At 43.9% G+C, this 16,168-nt stretch carries 13 protein-coding genes; 11 read left to right on the top strand and 2 right to left on the bottom strand.

Annotated elements, in window-relative coordinates:
- Positions 1-194: 194 nt before the first annotated feature.
- Positions 195-2,222, top strand: a complete 2,028-nt coding sequence (gene rep, locus PluTT01m_RS23955; protein ID WP_011148737.1) for a DNA helicase Rep — start codon at positions 195-197, stop codon at positions 2,220-2,222.
- A 50-nt stretch (positions 2,223-2,272) separates the two neighbouring features.
- Here the strand turns inward: rep and gppA are convergent, their stop codons facing one another.
- Positions 2,273-3,775 carry a guanosine-5'-triphosphate,3'-diphosphate diphosphatase gene (gene gppA, locus PluTT01m_RS23950; protein ID WP_011148736.1) on the bottom strand — a complete coding sequence of 501 codons (1,503 nt, stop codon included), beginning with the start codon at positions 3,773-3,775 and terminating at the stop codon, positions 2,273-2,275.
- A gap of 5 nt (positions 3,776-3,780) precedes the next feature.
- Positions 3,781-5,067 (bottom strand): ATP-dependent RNA helicase RhlB, encoded by a 1,287-nt coding sequence (rhlB, locus tag PluTT01m_RS23945; protein ID WP_011148735.1) that lies wholly within the window; start codon positions 5,065-5,067, stop codon positions 3,781-3,783.
- 118 nt (positions 5,068-5,185) lie between these two features.
- Between rhlB and trxA the strand changes: the two genes are divergently transcribed.
- The 10 genes from trxA (at position 5,186) to rffA (ending at position 16,168) form a co-directional block, all read left to right on the top strand.
- Entirely contained in the window at positions 5,186-5,512 is a 327-nt protein-coding gene (gene trxA / locus PluTT01m_RS23940) for a thioredoxin TrxA (RefSeq protein ID WP_011148734.1), read from the top strand.
- Between the two features lie 476 nt (positions 5,513-5,988).
- Positions 5,989-7,248 carry a transcription termination factor Rho gene (gene rho, locus PluTT01m_RS23935; protein WP_011148733.1) on the top strand — a complete coding sequence of 420 codons (1,260 nt, stop codon included), beginning with the start codon at positions 5,989-5,991 and terminating at the stop codon, positions 7,246-7,248.
- Between the two features lie 420 nt (positions 7,249-7,668).
- The gene (gene wecA, locus PluTT01m_RS23930) at positions 7,669-8,754 is read left to right on the top strand and encodes a UDP-N-acetylglucosamine--undecaprenyl-phosphate N-acetylglucosaminephosphotransferase (protein ID WP_011148732.1); all 1,086 of its coding nucleotides are present in this window, start codon (positions 7,669-7,671) and stop codon (positions 8,752-8,754) included.
- A gap of 29 nt (positions 8,755-8,783) precedes the next feature.
- Positions 8,784-9,839 carry an ECA polysaccharide chain length modulation protein gene (gene wzzE, locus PluTT01m_RS23925; RefSeq protein ID WP_011148731.1) on the top strand — a complete coding sequence of 352 codons (1,056 nt, stop codon included), beginning with the start codon at positions 8,784-8,786 and terminating at the stop codon, positions 9,837-9,839.
- A 126-nt stretch (positions 9,840-9,965) separates the two neighbouring features.
- The gene (wecB, locus tag PluTT01m_RS23920) at positions 9,966-11,087 is read left to right on the top strand and encodes a non-hydrolyzing UDP-N-acetylglucosamine 2-epimerase (RefSeq protein WP_011148730.1); all 1,122 of its coding nucleotides are present in this window, start codon (positions 9,966-9,968) and stop codon (positions 11,085-11,087) included.
- A 19-nt stretch (positions 11,088-11,106) separates the two neighbouring features.
- Positions 11,107-12,369, top strand: a complete 1,263-nt coding sequence (gene wecC / locus PluTT01m_RS23915; RefSeq protein WP_011148729.1) for a UDP-N-acetyl-D-mannosamine dehydrogenase — start codon at positions 11,107-11,109, stop codon at positions 12,367-12,369.
- Entirely contained in the window at positions 12,366-13,436 is a 1,071-nt protein-coding gene (gene rffG, locus PluTT01m_RS23910) for a dTDP-glucose 4,6-dehydratase (RefSeq protein ID WP_011148728.1), read from the top strand. The genes wecC and rffG overlap by 4 nt, the downstream gene beginning before the upstream one ends.
- Positions 13,437-13,457: 21 nt before the next feature.
- Entirely contained in the window at positions 13,458-14,339 is an 882-nt protein-coding gene (gene rfbA / locus PluTT01m_RS23905; RefSeq protein ID WP_011148727.1) for a glucose-1-phosphate thymidylyltransferase RfbA, read from the top strand.
- Positions 14,317-15,036, top strand: coding sequence for a dTDP-4-amino-4,6-dideoxy-D-galactose acyltransferase (rffC, locus tag PluTT01m_RS23900; protein WP_041380424.1), 720 nt, complete (start codon positions 14,317-14,319; stop codon positions 15,034-15,036). Before rfbA ends, rffC begins: the two co-directional genes overlap by 23 nt.
- 1 nt (position 15,037) lies before the next feature.
- Positions 15,038-16,168 (top strand): dTDP-4-amino-4,6-dideoxygalactose transaminase, encoded by a 1,131-nt coding sequence (rffA, locus tag PluTT01m_RS23895; protein WP_011148725.1) that lies wholly within the window; start codon positions 15,038-15,040, stop codon positions 16,166-16,168.

Raw genomic sequence — 16,168 nt, 5'->3', positions numbered from 1 at the left:
GGGGGAGAAATCCTCCCTCTTTGAATCTAATGAATATGGTTCTGAGACCGTTTGCTAAAGTTTTGGGGGATAAGTCGCGATTTACCAACTAATAGAGTGTTTTTCCTTCATAAAGAAAACGGCGTTTCCTTTCTCCCCTTTCTGCTACAATTCCATCTCTTAAAGTACTGCTTTGACATAACTTATTAAATACCATGCGATTAAATCCTAGCCAACAACAAGCTGTCGAATTTGTTACCGGTCCTTGTCTGGTCCTGGCGGGGGCGGGTTCTGGTAAAACTAGAGTGATCACCAATAAAATTGCTCATCTTATCCGTACTTGTGGCTATCAGCCTCGCCATATCGCCGCTGTGACGTTTACTAATAAAGCCGCACGGGAAATGAAAGAGCGTGTAGCACAAACTCTGGGGCGCAAAGAGGCTAAGGGGTTGATGATTTCGACTTTCCACACTTTGGGGTTGGAAATCATTAAGCGCGAATACAAAACGTTAGGAATGAAAAGCAATTTCTCGTTATTTGATGATCAGGACCAGATGGCTTTGTTGAAAGATTTAACAGCCGATTTACTGGAGGAAGATAAAGATCTATTACAAAAACTGATCTCCACCATTTCAAATTGGAAAAATGATCTGCTTTCTCCACAGCAAGTTTTGGCATTGGTCCGTTCTGCTCAGGAGCACCAGTTTGCTGAATGTTATCGCCGTTATGATTTACATCTGGCGAGCTGTAATGTATTGGATTTTGACGATTTGATTACCAAACCGACTTTGCTAATGCAGCGTGATGAAGAAGTCAGGGAGCGTTGGCAAAACCGTATTCGTTATCTGTTGGTAGATGAATATCAGGACACTAATACCAGTCAATATCAACTGGTTAAATTGTTGGTGGGGCAAAGGGCTCGTTTTACGGTGGTGGGTGATGATGACCAGTCGATCTATTCATGGCGCGGTGCAAGACCACAAAATTTGGTGTTACTGAAAGAGGATTTCCCTAAGCTTAATGTGATCAAATTAGAACAAAACTATCGTTCCTCTGGCTGTATTCTGAAAGCAGCTAATATTTTGATCGCCAATAACCCTCACGTGTTTGAAAAACGGCTTTTTTCTGAACTGGGGTATGGTGATCCATTGAAAGTGATTACAGCTAATAATGAAGAGCATGAGGCGGAAAGGGTTATTGGGGAGCTGATGGCACATCACTTTATCAATAAGACCCAATATAAAGATTACGCTATTCTCTACCGAGGAAATCATCAATCCCGCGTGTTTGAAAAGATGCTGATGCAAAACCGCATTCCTTACCGGATTTCTGGTGGTACTTCTTTCTTTGCCCGCCCTGAAATTAAGGACTTGCTAGCTTATCTGCGGGTGCTGACTAATCCCGAAGATGACAGCGCATTCCTAAGAATTGTCAATACGCCAAGACGTGAAATTGGTGCTGCTACCATTCAAAAACTGGGTGAGTGGGCGAATCAGCGCAATAAAAGTCTCTATCAGGCTAGTTTCGATCTCGGTTTGGAACAAAGTCTAACTGGCCGCGGTTTGGCGGCATTACAGCGTTTTATTCACTGGATGGATGAGATAACTCGTCAGGTTGAACGAGATCCTTTGCTAGCGGTGCGTGATCTACTTCATGGTATGGATTATGAAAGCTGGCTGTACGAAACATCACCGAGTCCGAAAGCGGCTGAAATGCGGATGAAAAATATTAATCAGTTATTCACTTGGATGAGTGAAATGCTGGAAGGTGATGAACTGAACGAAGCAATGACTTTATCTCAGGTGGTCGCGCGTTTCACATTACGGGATATGCTGGAGCGAGACGAAGATGGTGAGGAGTTTGATCAGGTGCAATTGATGACTTTACATGCTTCCAAAGGGTTAGAGTTTCCCTATGTATTTCTGGTTGGCATGGAAGAAGGGCTGTTGCCTCATCAGAGCAGTATTGATGAAGAAAATATTGATGAAGAGCGACGATTGGCTTATGTAGGGATCACCCGAGCTCAACGGGAGTTATTCTTTACTTTATGTAAAGAACGTCGTCAATATGGCGAGTTAATCCGTCCAGAACCAAGCCGTTTTTTGCATGAGTTGCCACAGGATGACTTACATTGGCCACAAGATAAAAAAATAGTGACTGCCGAAGAAAGAATGCAAAAAGGGCAATCGCGTATTGCGGATATCAAATCGCGTTTAGGGCTTGGACAAAAAAATAAGTCATAAATATGTTGGAGATTCCCTGTATCACAGAGATACAGGGAAAGTGATTTTATTCAGGTTTGAGCATCCTGCTCGCCTAAAACAAGTGACCATTGAGCATGGTTTTGCCACTGAATTTCCTGCTGTAAAGACTCTGCCCTCAGAGGGTGTTGCATTAGCCAGCCATGAGGTAACGTTATTGTTAACGCTTCATCACTCACTTTTAAACGTAGAGCAGGGAGCGTGTCATTTCGACGACGGTTGGCGAAGATGATAGCTAACCGCAACAGACGACATAAACGTTGAGCTTGTATCAGAGGTAAGGCGTTTTGTTGATTAAAGGAAAACAAATCAATAGGGCCGCTCTGGTTCTTTAGCAATGTGGCTAAGAGTTTTTTCTGTGCAGGCGTATAGCCGGGGAGAGCGAGATAATTGATCAGATAGGCTGCATGTGATGGAGCTTGATGGAAATCAATACTTAGGCCAATTTCATGTATCAAACAGGCACTTTGTAATAATTCATGACATCGGCTATCAAGTTCCCAAGGTTTAGCAACCTGTTGTAGGAAGTGTTCAGCCAATTGTTTGACCCGTTGAGACTGTTCAACGTCTAGCTGAAAACGTCGCTGTATATTACGTAGTGTTCTGGTACGAATATCTGGTTCTATTGGTAAATCCAGCATGCCGTAAACAAGACCTTCCCGTAAGGCGCCGCCCGCAAGGATCATACTTTCAATATTTAATGCCTGGAAAATCGCTATCAGGATAGCAAGGCCACTTGGGAAAACTAAAGCCCGTTCCAGCGTCAATCCTTCTATTTCCAGCTCTTCCAGCTTACCGCATTCAATCGCTTTATGTTTGAGCTCTTGAAGTTTCGGCAAAGTGATCAGTTCATCCATACCCTGAGCAATCATGATTTCTTGCAGAGCCTGAACGGTACCGGAAGCGCCTACACAAATCTGCCAGCCTTGTTCGATCAGTTTTGGGGCAATGAGTTTCAACGTTTCATGTGCGGCAGCTTCGGCTCTGGCGAAATTTTCTTCCGTCAGGCTACGGTCATTAAAGTAGCCTTCAAGCCAGGTAACACAACCCATACTTAGGCTGGATAACTGAGAGGCTTTTGCCCCATTCCCCGTAACCAGTTCTGTACTTGCACCACCAATATCTACAACCAGACGTTTTTCAGGGCCGCCAGTTGTATGGGCAACGCCTTGATAAATAAGCCGAGCTTCATCTTCGCCACTGATTACTTTAACCGGGCAATCAAGGATTTCTGATGCTTTTCCCACAAATTCGTCTGAATTTTCAGCGATACGTAAAGTTGCTGTAGCAACAACGCGGATTTGTGATGGTGGTATATCTTGTAAGCGTTCAGAAAAAATCCTGAGACATTGCCAACCTCTCTCCATTGCCTGTTGAGATAAGCGGTTATTTTTATCTAATCCGGCGGCCAGCCTGACTTTACGTTTGATTCGTGCCAGTATTTGCATACTGCCGGATACTTCACGCACAACCAGCATATGAAAACTGTTTGAACCCAGGTCGATAGCCGCATAGAGCGAAGAAGAACTCAGCATCATTTTCAGCCTGAACGTTTACGGTTATTACGTGGTGTATTATTACGATGCGACAAATTGTTACGGCGCTGATGATTTCCTGAACGCGAACGGTATCGGCGTTTAGGTGCCGGTAAATCTTTCAGCAAGGCTTGACTGTTATATTTGCTGACCGGGATAGAGTGTTGAATATAATCTTCAATCGCTGGCAGGTTTAGTGCATATTCTTCACAGGCCAGGCTGATCGAATGACCACTTTCACCTGCACGACCAGTACGGCCAATGCGGTGAACATAATCCTCGCAGTCGTCTGGTAAGTCATAATTAAAAACATGAGTGACTAAAGGAATGTGCAACCCACGGGCTGCGACATCAGTTGCAACCAGAATATCAATATTGCCGTTGCTGAATTCTTCCAGAATGCGTAACCGTTTTTTTTGTGCTACATCACCGGTTAGTAACCCAACTCGATGTCCGTCAGCAGCCAGATGCGCCCAGATATCTTCACAACGATGTTTTGTATTGGCGAAAATAATGCATCGATCAGGCCACTCTTCTTCCAACAACGTTTGAAGCAGGCGCATCTTTTCTTCATTAGAAGGATAAAACAGCTCTTCGCGGATGCGGTGTCCTGTTTTCTGTAACGGTTCTACCTCGATATACTCTGCATGATTCATTTGCTCAAATGCCAGTTCTCGGACTCGGTAAGAGAGTGTGGCAGAAAACAGTAGGTTCATGCGTTCGTTTACTGGTGGCATCCGACGGAATAGCCAGCGGATATCTTTGATAAAACCGAGATCGTACATGCGATCAGCTTCATCAAGAACCACAACTTGGACCGCATTCAGATTAATGTGCCCCTGTTTGGTATAGTCGATTAGACGTCCGGTAGTGCCGATAAGGATGTCAACTCCGGATTCCAGTATTTTCAGCTGCTTGTCGTAACCATCACCGCCGTAGGCAAGACCCATCTTTAGACCTGTTGCCTGTGCCAGATCTTCTGCGTCAGAGTAAATCTGTACAGCGAGCTCGCGGGTAGGAGCCATAATCAGCGCTCTTGGCTGATTGGTTTGACGCTCCTCCGCTGCGGGATGAGTTAGTAAATAATGAAAAGCAGACGCTAAAAATGCTAGCGTCTTCCCCGTACCGGTTTGCGCTTGCCCCGCGACATCACGACCTTCGACAGTGAAAGGCAATGTCAGTGCTTGTATCGGTGTACAATTAGAAAAGCCCTTATTATCAAGAGCTTCTATAACCTTGGGGTGCAAGGCGAAGTCGGAAAACTTCTTTTCTGTCAAGTGTGTTTTACTCATAGTGTGGTAGAATATCAGTTAACCATTGTCTTACGAAAGTGTATCCGCTGAAATAAAGGCAACCTTATATCAGTAATGTTACACTAGCATGGTAAAAAATTATTCTTTGGAGTAAAAAATGAGCGACAAAATTATTCATTTGAGTGACGCTAGCTTTGATACTGACGTTCTTAACGCAGCAGGTCCAGTTCTTGTCGATTTTTGGGCTGCCTGGTGTGGACCATGTAAAATGATTGCACCTATTTTAGATGAAATTGCCCCAGAATATTCAGGCAAACTGACTATTACTAAATTGAACATTGATGACAACCCGGCAACTGCTCCTAAGTATGGTATCCGTGGTATTCCTACACTGTTGCTGTTTAAAGATGGTCAGGTTGCTGCTACAAAAGTGGGAGCACTGTCAAAAACTCAATTGAAAGAATTTTTGGATGCTAATCTCTGATTGAAGTGAGCTCACATTAATGCCGGGCGTTTAGCGTATATTATTATTTATTTCATTGACCGCTAGACGTCCGTAAAGAAGCGTGATAAGTTAGCGCCACTGCTTGTATCACATACATCATGTTAGAAGTATGTTGCATACTGAATAATCTGTAGTGTCTGATAAGTCTGTTATCTCTGGATAGTCTAAAATATCCAATGGGTTATACGGGAATAATCTGGCGTATAGCTCGTTACGTTGAGATAGTTTTTATCGAAATCAGTAATGTTTCAGCATTATCTCAACAGCGTTTTTGACAGCCTGTCAGTCTTATTTGAGCTCAATCTTAGTACTTCAAATTATTACCTTTTTATATGCATAATGTATTAAAGGTCTGATTTGTTTTTGTACAAAATAAACAGGCACCGATCGATGACGCTGCCATACTATTCACGTTCATAGTTCGAGATATACCCCGAGTTTAAGAACCCACCATTATGAATCTTACCGAATTAAAGAATACGCCGGTATCTGAACTGATTACACTTGGCGAAAATATGGGGCTGGAAAATCTAGCCCGTATGCGTAAACAAGATATTATCTTCTCTATCCTTAAGCAGCATGCGAAAAGTGGGGAAGATATCTTCGGTGATGGCGTGTTGGAGATATTGCAGGATGGCTTTGGATTCCTCCGTTCAGCAGACAGCTCCTACCTTGCCGGCCCCGATGATATCTACGTTTCTCCCAGCCAAATCCGTCGTTTTAACCTCCGCACCGGTGACACAATTTCAGGTAAAATTCGTCCACCTAAAGAAGGTGAACGCTATTTTGCCCTGTTGAAGGTTAACGAAGTTAATTTTGACAAACCAGAAAATGCCCGCAGTAAAATTCTTTTTGAAAACTTAACCCCGCTGCATGCTAATAGCCGCCTGCGTATGGAACGTGGTAATGGTTCCACTGAGGATCTGACTGCCCGTGTTCTGGATCTGGCTGCACCGATTGGCCGTGGACAACGTGGTCTGATCGTCGCGCCACCAAAAGCGGGTAAAACGATGTTGCTGCAAAATATTGCCGCTAACATAGCTCACAATCATCCAGATTGTGTATTGATGGTACTTCTGATTGATGAACGTCCAGAAGAAGTCACTGAAATGCAACGCCTGGTAAAAGGTGAGGTTATTGCTTCTACTTTTGATGAACCCGCTTCTCGTCACGTTCAGGTGGCAGAGATGGTTATTGAGAAAGCAAAACGTCTGGTTGAACACAAAAAAGATGTGATTATTCTGCTTGACTCTATTACTCGCTTAGCACGTGCCTATAATACTGTTGTTCCCGCATCCGGTAAGGTATTGACTGGTGGTGTGGATGCTAACGCGTTACATCGTCCGAAACGTTTCTTCGGGGCTGCGCGTAATGTGGAAGAGGGCGGAAGCCTGACCATTATTGCGACTGCGTTGGTGGATACGGGTTCTAAGATGGATGAAGTGATTTACGAAGAGTTCAAAGGCACTGGTAACATGGAGCTGCATCTCTCCCGTAAAATTGCTGAAAAACGTGTTTTCCCAGCTATTGATTACAACCGTTCTGGTACACGTAAAGAAGAACTACTCACCACCTCTGAAGAGCTACAGAAAATGTGGATTCTGCGCAAAATTATTCATCCGATGGGCGAAATTGATGCGATGGAATTCCTTATCAACAAACTGGCTATGAGCAAAACGAACGACGATTTCTTTGACATGATGAAACGTTCATAGTTTTTAACTCAGTTCATGATCATTTTAATTAGCGCCACAGTTTCGTGGCGTTTTTTGTATTCACCGCGCTGTTATAGCTATATATGGCATGTATTTTGCAGGCTGTATATGCTGCTATATATACCTTATGGATTTCAAGATGCATCGCGACGGCAAGGGAGCGAATCCCCGGGAGCATAGCAAACTATGTGACCGGGGTGGGTGAGTGCAGCCAACAAAGAGGCAACTTGAAAGATGACGGGTATATTTGAAATAAATATTAAAAGAATGATGTAAGAGCATAAGGGCCATTAATTTTTTCATATAAGCAGTGTTTTCGTAAGCTAAGGCGCTCGTGAGGGTAGATTCTGGCTAGAAAATCATATGCTTTCGGTTGATAAATGACCAGGGTGTGTTTACTTTTTACAGAGAGTTATCATCGTGAATATTCTCAGCATGAATATTGAAATTTTTTATGTTTTTCTGTTTTCTTTTGCGTTTTTGTTTATGGCTCGCAAAATAGCAAAGAAAGTTGGCCTTGTTGATAAGCCCAATTATCGTAAGTGTCATCAGGGGTTAGTGCCTCTGGTTGGAGGAATATCAATATTTGTTGGCATCTGTTTTGCTTTTGTTATCACAAAAGAATTTATTCCTCACAAGTGGTTATATTTGGTTTGTGCTGGTGTATTGGTATTTGTCGGTGCATTGGATGACCGTTTTGATATCAGCGTTAAGGTCCGGGCAACCATCCAAGCTCTGGTTGGTATTGCGATGATGTATTTTGCTGGCCTGAAGTTAGATAGTCTTGGTTATGCTTTTGGCCCTTGGGACATGACACTTGGACCGTTTAGTTATGTTGTGACACTATTTGCTGTCTGGGCTGCTATCAATGCATTTAATATGGTTGATGGGATAGATGGATTATTAGGCGGATTATCTTGTGTCTCCTTCGGTGCTTTGGGGATCTTACTGTATCAAAGTGGTAATACGGCACTAGCATTATGGTGTTTTGCATTTATTGCTGCCATTCTCCCTTATATTGTTCTTAATCTTGGTTTATTAAGCCAACGTTTCAAAGTGTTTATGGGGGATGCGGGCAGTACACTGATTGGTTTTACCATTATCTGGTTGCTCATTGAATCTACTCAGGGGAATGAGCGCCCTGTTAATCCAGTTACTGCGTTGTGGATTGTTGCCATTCCATTAATGGATATGGTTGCTATTATGTACCGCCGGTTACGGAAGGGAATGAGCCCATTTTCTCCTGACAGGCAACATATTCACCACCTAGTTATGCGGTCTGGATTCTCATCACGTCAGGCTTTTATTTTAATCACTGTTGCAGCCACTTTATTAGCCGCTGTCGGCATTACTGGAGAATGGCTGGAATTTGTGCCTGAGTGGATAATGTTGGCACTGTTCTTGCTTGCATTTGTGTTGTATGGCTATTGCCTCAAGCGTGTATGGAAGGTAGCTCGTTTCATTAAACGGCAAAAGCGTCGTATGCGCCGTTCAGCTAACCATTAAGCATCTATTATCAGCAGAGGTTCTGTGCAGTGATAAAATCAGAAACGAAATCTATTCAGGATAAACAAGCTCTGGAGCATGAGCTGGATATCAGAGCTTTGTGCAGTGCGCTATGGCATGGAAAGGTATGGATCATTGTACTGGCAATAATTTTCGCAACCGCGGCGCTAGGAGCATCTTATCTGATGCAACAAAAATGGAGTGCCACCGCAATCACTGATCTGCCTACGACTAATCAGTTGGGAAGTTATTACTCTCAGCAGCAGTTTTTGCGCAATCTGGATACTCACATTAATATTTCATTGGAAACTCAGTTACCGTCTATTTCAGAAGAAGCCTATAAGGAGTTCATCACTCAGGTTGCCGCATATGATACTCGCCGTGAATTCTGGTTGAAATCTGATTATTACAAGCAGCAGCAGGAAGGCGATGCCAGAGCTGATGCGGCCTTATTAGATGAATTAGTCAATAATATTCAGTTTATTCCTCATGATGATAAAAAAGTGCTGAATGACAGCATTAAACTGACCGCTGAGTCTTCTGGACAAGCAAATCAACTCCTGCGCCAGTACATTGCTTTTGCCAATAGTCGTGCCAGTACTCATTTAAATGATGAAGTAAAAGGTGCATGGATTACCCGTGCCCAATCTATGGATGCATTGGTTAAGCGTCAAGAAATGGTCGCTAAAGCGGTTTATAGCCGCGAAATGAATGTATTACAACAGTCCCTGAAAATTGCGGAAAAACAAGGGATTCGGCGCAATCAAACGGATACACCGGTGGATCAGTTGCCCGATTCAAAAATGTTTATGTTAGGGGCGCCGTTGTTACAGGCTCAACTTGAGACTTTGGAAGCAATAGGGCCTAAGTATGATGTGGACTATGACCGGAATATTGCAATGTTAGCAGCATGGAATGTTCACCCGACGTTACAGGATCAATTCCAGGCTTACCGCTATTTGAGAACACCAGAGGAGCCTGTTACCAGAGACAGCCCTCGCAGAATGTTTTTGATGATCATGTGGGGTGCAGTTGGCGCTTTAGTGGGAGCCGGCGTGGCATTGGTTAGATGCTCACGTAAGTAATCAGATAATTATTAGGGATAACTGCTTCTGAGGGATCTCTTCTGCAACTCCAGCAGCAGGAGTAAATAGCATTAAGAGTATTGTTTGCAGGAAAATCTGCAAGTTACTGACTATAAGAGAGTCACTGTGAAAGTGTTGACTGTGTTTGGTACTCGGCCGGAGGCTATCAAGATGGCTCCGTTAGTACACGCGTTGGCAAGGGATGAAGCCTTCGAAGCGAAAGTATGTGTCACCGCCCAACATCGGGAAATGTTGGATCAGGTGTTACACCTTTTTGAGATCACTCCCGATTTTGATCTCAATATTATGAAATCAGGGCAAGATCTAACGGATATTACCTGTCGTATTTTGGCAGGATTGAAACCTGTTTTAGCAGAATTTAAACCTGATGTTGTATTGGTTCACGGAGATACGACAACAACAATGGCAACCAGTTTGGCAGCGTTCTATCAACGTATCCCTGTTGGTCACATTGAAGCTGGATTAAGAACGGGTGATCTTTATTCCCCTTGGCCGGAAGAGGCAAACCGTAAGATTGCAGGGCATCTGGCAATGTATCATTTCGCTCCGACGGAAAATTCCCACAATAATTTATTGAAAGAATCCATTGCAGATAATCGGGTTTTTGTTACCGGAAATACAGTAATTGATGCGTTGCTGTGGGTACGCGATCGAATAATGAATGATGAGGCTATGCGGAGTAAGCTAGCGAAGCATTACCCGTTTATTGATACTAATAAAAAAATGATTCTGGTGACGGGGCATCGTCGTGAAAGTTTTGGTGGTGGGTTTGAGCGAATTTGTGAAGCTTTGGCACAGATAGCCCGCGCTCATCCAGATGTGCAAGTAGTCTATCCGGTTCATCTAAACCCGAATGTCAGTGAGCCAGTAAAGCGCATTTTGCATGATATTGATAACGTTATTCTCATTAAGCCCCAGGATTATTTGCCATTTGTTTATCTAATGAACCATGCCTATATGATCCTGACAGATTCCGGTGGTATTCAGGAAGAAGCGCCTTCTTTAGGAAAGCCGGTATTGGTAATGCGTAATACTACTGAACGGCCAGAGGCGGTTGATGCTGGAACAGTACGTTTGGTTGGGACAGAAACAAAAACTATCGTGGAAGAGGTGACTCGATTGTTGACAGACGATGCTGCCTATCAGCGAATGAGCCGCGCTCACAATCCTTACGGGGATGGCGATGCCTGTCAACGTATTCTCGACGCTTTGAAAAAAATCAGGTGACACTATGAGCTTTGAAACTGTGAGCTTTGAAACTATTTCTGTTATTGGTCTTGGTTATATTGGCTTGCCAACGGCAGCAGCGTTTGCATCCCGTAATAAGAAAGTCATTGGCGTGGATGTTAATCAGCATGCGGTAGAAACCATCAACCGTGGTGCAATTCATATTGTAGAACCGGATCTAGACAAAGTGGTAAAAGTTGCCGTAGAAGGTGGTTACCTGAAGGCAGTGATTGCCCCGTTACCCGCAGATGCTTTTCTGATAGCGGTTCCGACGCCTTTTAAAGGCGATCATGAGCCGGATATGACGTATGTCCGTTCCGCAGCCGAATCTGTGGCGCCGGTGCTGAAAAAAGGTGATCTGGTTATTCTGGAATCTACCTCACCAGTAGGCGCGACGGAGCAGATGGCAGAATGGCTGGCCGCAGCGCGTCCTGATTTAACTTTCCCACAACAGGTTGGAGAAGAGTCCGATATTGATATCGCTTACTGTCCTGAACGTGTGTTGCCAGGACAAGTTATGGTTGAATTAATTAAGAATGACCGCGTTGTTGGCGGTATGACATTAAAATCTTCGGCCAGAGCTAGCGAGTTGTATAAAATTTTCCTTGAAGGTGAATGTGTTGTCACTAATTCAAGGACTGCTGAAATGTGTAAGCTGACAGAAAACAGTTTCCGAGATGTAAACATTGCATTTGCCAACGAACTTTCTCTGATTTGTGCTGATCAAGGTATCAACGTGTGGGAACTGATCAGTTTGGCAAATCGCCACCCGCGTGTAAATATTCTCCAACCAGGCCCTGGCGTGGGTGGTCATTGTATTGCTGTTGATCCGTGGTTCATTGTTTCTCAAAACCCGAAACAATCACGTCTTATTCATACAGCACGTATGATTAATGATGACAAACCATTGTGGGTTGTGAATCAAGTAAAAGCGGCTGTTGCGGATTGTTTGGCTGAAAGTGGAAAACGTGCAAGCGAAGTGAAAATTGCCTGTTTTGGGTTGGCATTTAAACCAAATATTGACGATTTGCGTGAGAGTCCAGCGGCACATATCACCGGTATGATTGCACAATGGCATACAGGTGAAACGTTGGCTGTAGAACCTCATATTCATGAATTATCTGCACCTTTGAAGGAAATAACTCAATTAGTTAATCTGGAAAAAGCGCTGGAAGAAGCAGATATTCTGTTGATGCTGGTAGATCATAATCAGTTTAAAGCTGTAAACAGTCATGAAATTAAACAGAAGTGGATTGTGGATACAAAAGGAGTCTGGCGTTGAGACGTATTCTAATCACAGGTGGTGCAGGTTTTATTGGCTCCGCGGTTGTGCGGCATATCATTAATAATACAGAAGACAGCGTGGTTGTAGTTGATAGCCTGACTTATGCCGGTAATCTGGCGTCTCTTGCCCCGGTTGCGGATAGCCCTCGTTATGCGTTTGAACAGGTTGATATCTGTCAACGTGGAGCGCTGGATCGGGTCTTTGAACAATATCAGCCGGATTGTGTGATGCATTTGGCGGCAGAAAGCCATGTGGATCGCTCTATTGATGGCCCTACGGCATTTATCGAAACCAACATTGTGGGTACTTATACTTTGTTGGAAGCTGCACGTGCTTTCTGGCAGAAACTCAATGAAGAGAAGCAAGCTGTTTTCCGGTTTCACCACATTTCAACAGATGAAGTGTATGGTGATTTACATGGTGAGGAGGGCTTCTTTACCGAAACAACACCTTATGCGCCAAGTAGCCCATATTCGGCGTCTAAAGCGTCCAGCGATCATTTGGTAAGAGCATGGCACCGGACTTATGGTTTACCGGTCATTATCACTAATTGTTCAAATAACTATGGTCCTTACCATTTCCCGGAAAAACTGATCCCACTGATGATCTTAAATGCATTAGCAGGAAAATCTTTACCGGTATATGGTGAAGGGAAACAAATTCGCGATTGGTTGTATGTGGAAGACCACGCCAGAGCGCTCTATTTGGTTGTGACAGAAGCTGAACCGGGCAAAACCTACAATATTGGAGGTCATAATGAACGCAAAAATATTGATGTGGTTTGTGCGATTTGTGAACTTCTGGAAGAATTTTGTCCTGAGAAACCCGTGGGGATTGCTTATTATCGAGACTTGATTACTTATGTTGCGGATCGCCCAGGCCATGATATGCGCTATGCCATTGATGCGGCGAAAGTTGAGCGTGAGCTAGGCTGGAGACCACAAGAGACATTTGAATCAGGTATTCGTAAAACAGTTCAATGGTATTTGGAAAATGAAAACTGGTGGCGTAAGGTTCAAGATGGTTCTTATGCCGGTGAACGCCTTGGATTAGGTAAAAACTGAATGACGATGGGGGCAGTAAATATGAAAGGGATCATTCTGGCAGGTGGATCGGGAACTCGGTTGCATCCGATAACACAAGGTGTTTCCAAACAACTACTGCCAATTTATGATAAGCCGATGATTTACTATCCTTTGTCAGTACTCATGCTAGCAGGGATACGTGATATTCTAATTATCTCTACGCCAGAAGATTTACCTTCTTTCCGCCGGCTGTTAGGTGATGGTAACAGATTTGGTATTCACTTGAGCTATAAAGAACAGCCATCACCGGATGGTTTAGCTCAGGCATTTTTGATTGGTGAGGAGTTCATTAACGGCGGGCCTTGCTGTTTGGTATTGGGAGACAATATCTACTTTGGACAAGGATTTAGCCCAAAACTGAAGAATGTTGTTTCTCGTGGCAAAGGGGCGACTGTTTTTGGTTATCAAGTGATGGATCCTGAACGGTTTGGGGTGGTGGAATTTGATGACGTGTTCCGCGTTCTTTCCATTGAAGAAAAACCAGAAAAGCCAAAATCCAACTGGGCGGTAACGGGTCTCTATTTCTACGATAATCAAGTGGTAGATTTTGCTAAGCAGGTCAAGCCTTCTGCCAGGGGTGAACTAGAGATTACCAGTATTAACCAGATGTATTTGGAACGTGGTGAACTAAACATTGAGTTGTTAGGGCGTGGTTTTGCCTGGTTGGATACTGGCACTCATGACAGCCTGATTGAAGCCAGCACTTTTGTGCAGACCGTAGAGAAGCGTCAAGGTTTTAAAATCGCTTGTCTTGAAGAGATCGCCTGGCGTAATGGTTGGCTGGATGATGCACAGTTAAGAGAAACAGTAAAATCCTTGTCAAAAACTGGCTATGGCCAATATCTGCTGGATTTGCTCCATGTCCGTGCGCGCCAATATTGAACCATTAGAGTGGGATAGCCACTATTTTGGGTTGTCCACCGCTCGCCTTGATTTCACACCTGATGCCGGTCTGCTAACCTCATCTCAGTTAGATCAGTATGCTTTAGTGCAGGCTAAAGTACCTGCGCAGCGATTGGATCTTATTGATGGATTATCCGCGTTGGGCTTTTCGTTAGTAGAAGGGGAAGTAGACCTTTCCTTAATGATTGGCATAGAAAATGCTGAAAATGCTAAAGACAATCCTGAGAGTAACCTACTTTTGGCTGAGAGGCGAGATATCCCGATGTTGAAGGAGGTGGCTTCCAACGTATTTCCTTTGAGTCGTTTCCGAACCCCGTGGTATCAACCACAGGATAGTGGTCGTTTTTACGCGACTTGGGTTGAAAAAGCGGTATTAGGGACATTTGATCATCAGTGTTTACTGGTAAACGGAGATAATGAGCAACCCGCAGGGTTTGTTACCTTACGGGATATAGGCGCAGGAGAGGCTCGTATAGGTTTGCTAGCCGTATTCCCAGGAAATATTGGCTGTGGGATTGGCTCAAAATTAATGTTGGCGGCGCAGCAGTGGTGTCAGCACCACCAAATACATCAGTTAAGGATTGCGACACAAACCAGCAACATTGCTGCTTTGCGCCTTTATACACGCAGTGGTGCGTTTGTTGAAAGCACCGCGTATTGGTTATATAGGGGATGAAATGATTCCATTTAACAAACCACCAGTAGTTGGCACTGAATTAGATTACATGAAGCAAGCCATGGAAAGCGGTAAGCTTTGCGGGGATGGTGGTTTCACCAAGCGTTGTGAAGAGTGGATGGAACAACATTTCAATTGCCCGAAAGTTCTATTGACACCATCCTGTACCGCTGCACTGGAAATGGCGGCTATTTTGCTGAATATCCAACCCGGTGATGAAGTTATTATGCCGAGTTTCACTTTCGTTTCCAGTTCTAACGCGTTTGTACTGCGTGGAGCAACTGTTGTATTTGTGGATATCCGTCCAGATACCATGAATATTGATGAAACCAAAATCGAAGCAGCAATTACAGCTAAAACACGCGTGATTGTTCCAGTGCATTATGCCGGTGTAGCCTGTGAAATGGATACCATTATGGCCTTGGCAGAGAAATATAATCTGTTTGTCGTGGAAGATGCTGCACAGGGAGTAATGTCTACTTATAAAGGGCGTGCATTGGGAACTATCGGACACATTGGTTGCTACAGTTTCCACGAAACCAAAAACTACTCCTCTGGTGGTGAAGGTGGTGCAGCACTTATCAATGATCAATCATTGATTTCTCGTGCGGAAATTGTCCGTGAAAAAGGGACTAATCGTAGTCAGTTTTTCCGTGGTCAAGTTGATAAATATACTTGGCGCGATATCGGTTCGAGTTATCTTATGTCGGAACTTCAGGCTGCTTATTTGTGGGCACAATTGGAAGAGGCTGAGAAAATCAATGAGCGTCGTCTTGCCTTGTGGAATACCTATTATCAAGCATTAAAACCGCTGGTTGATGCTGGTCTCCTGACATTGCCGGTCATACCGGAAGAGCTGGAGCATAATGCTCACATGTTCTATATCAAGCTGAAAGATGTTGAAGAACGCTCAGCATTCAATAGCTATATGAAGGACGCAGGTGTACTAACAGTATTCCATTATGTTTCTCTGCACACCAGCCCCGGTGGTGAAAAATTTGGCCGTTTTCATGGGGAAGATTGTTTTACTACTTGTGAAAGTGATCGTCTAGTGCGCTTGCCGATGTTTTACAACATAACAGACGCTGAACAGCAGATTGTCATCAAACATATTCGGGAATACTTCGCCTGA

The sequence above is a fragment of the Photorhabdus laumondii subsp. laumondii genome (genome assembly GCF_003343245.1).
GTDB lineage: Bacteria > Pseudomonadota > Gammaproteobacteria > Enterobacterales > Enterobacteriaceae > Photorhabdus > Photorhabdus laumondii.
This window is presented reverse-complemented; position numbering and strand designations above follow the sequence as displayed.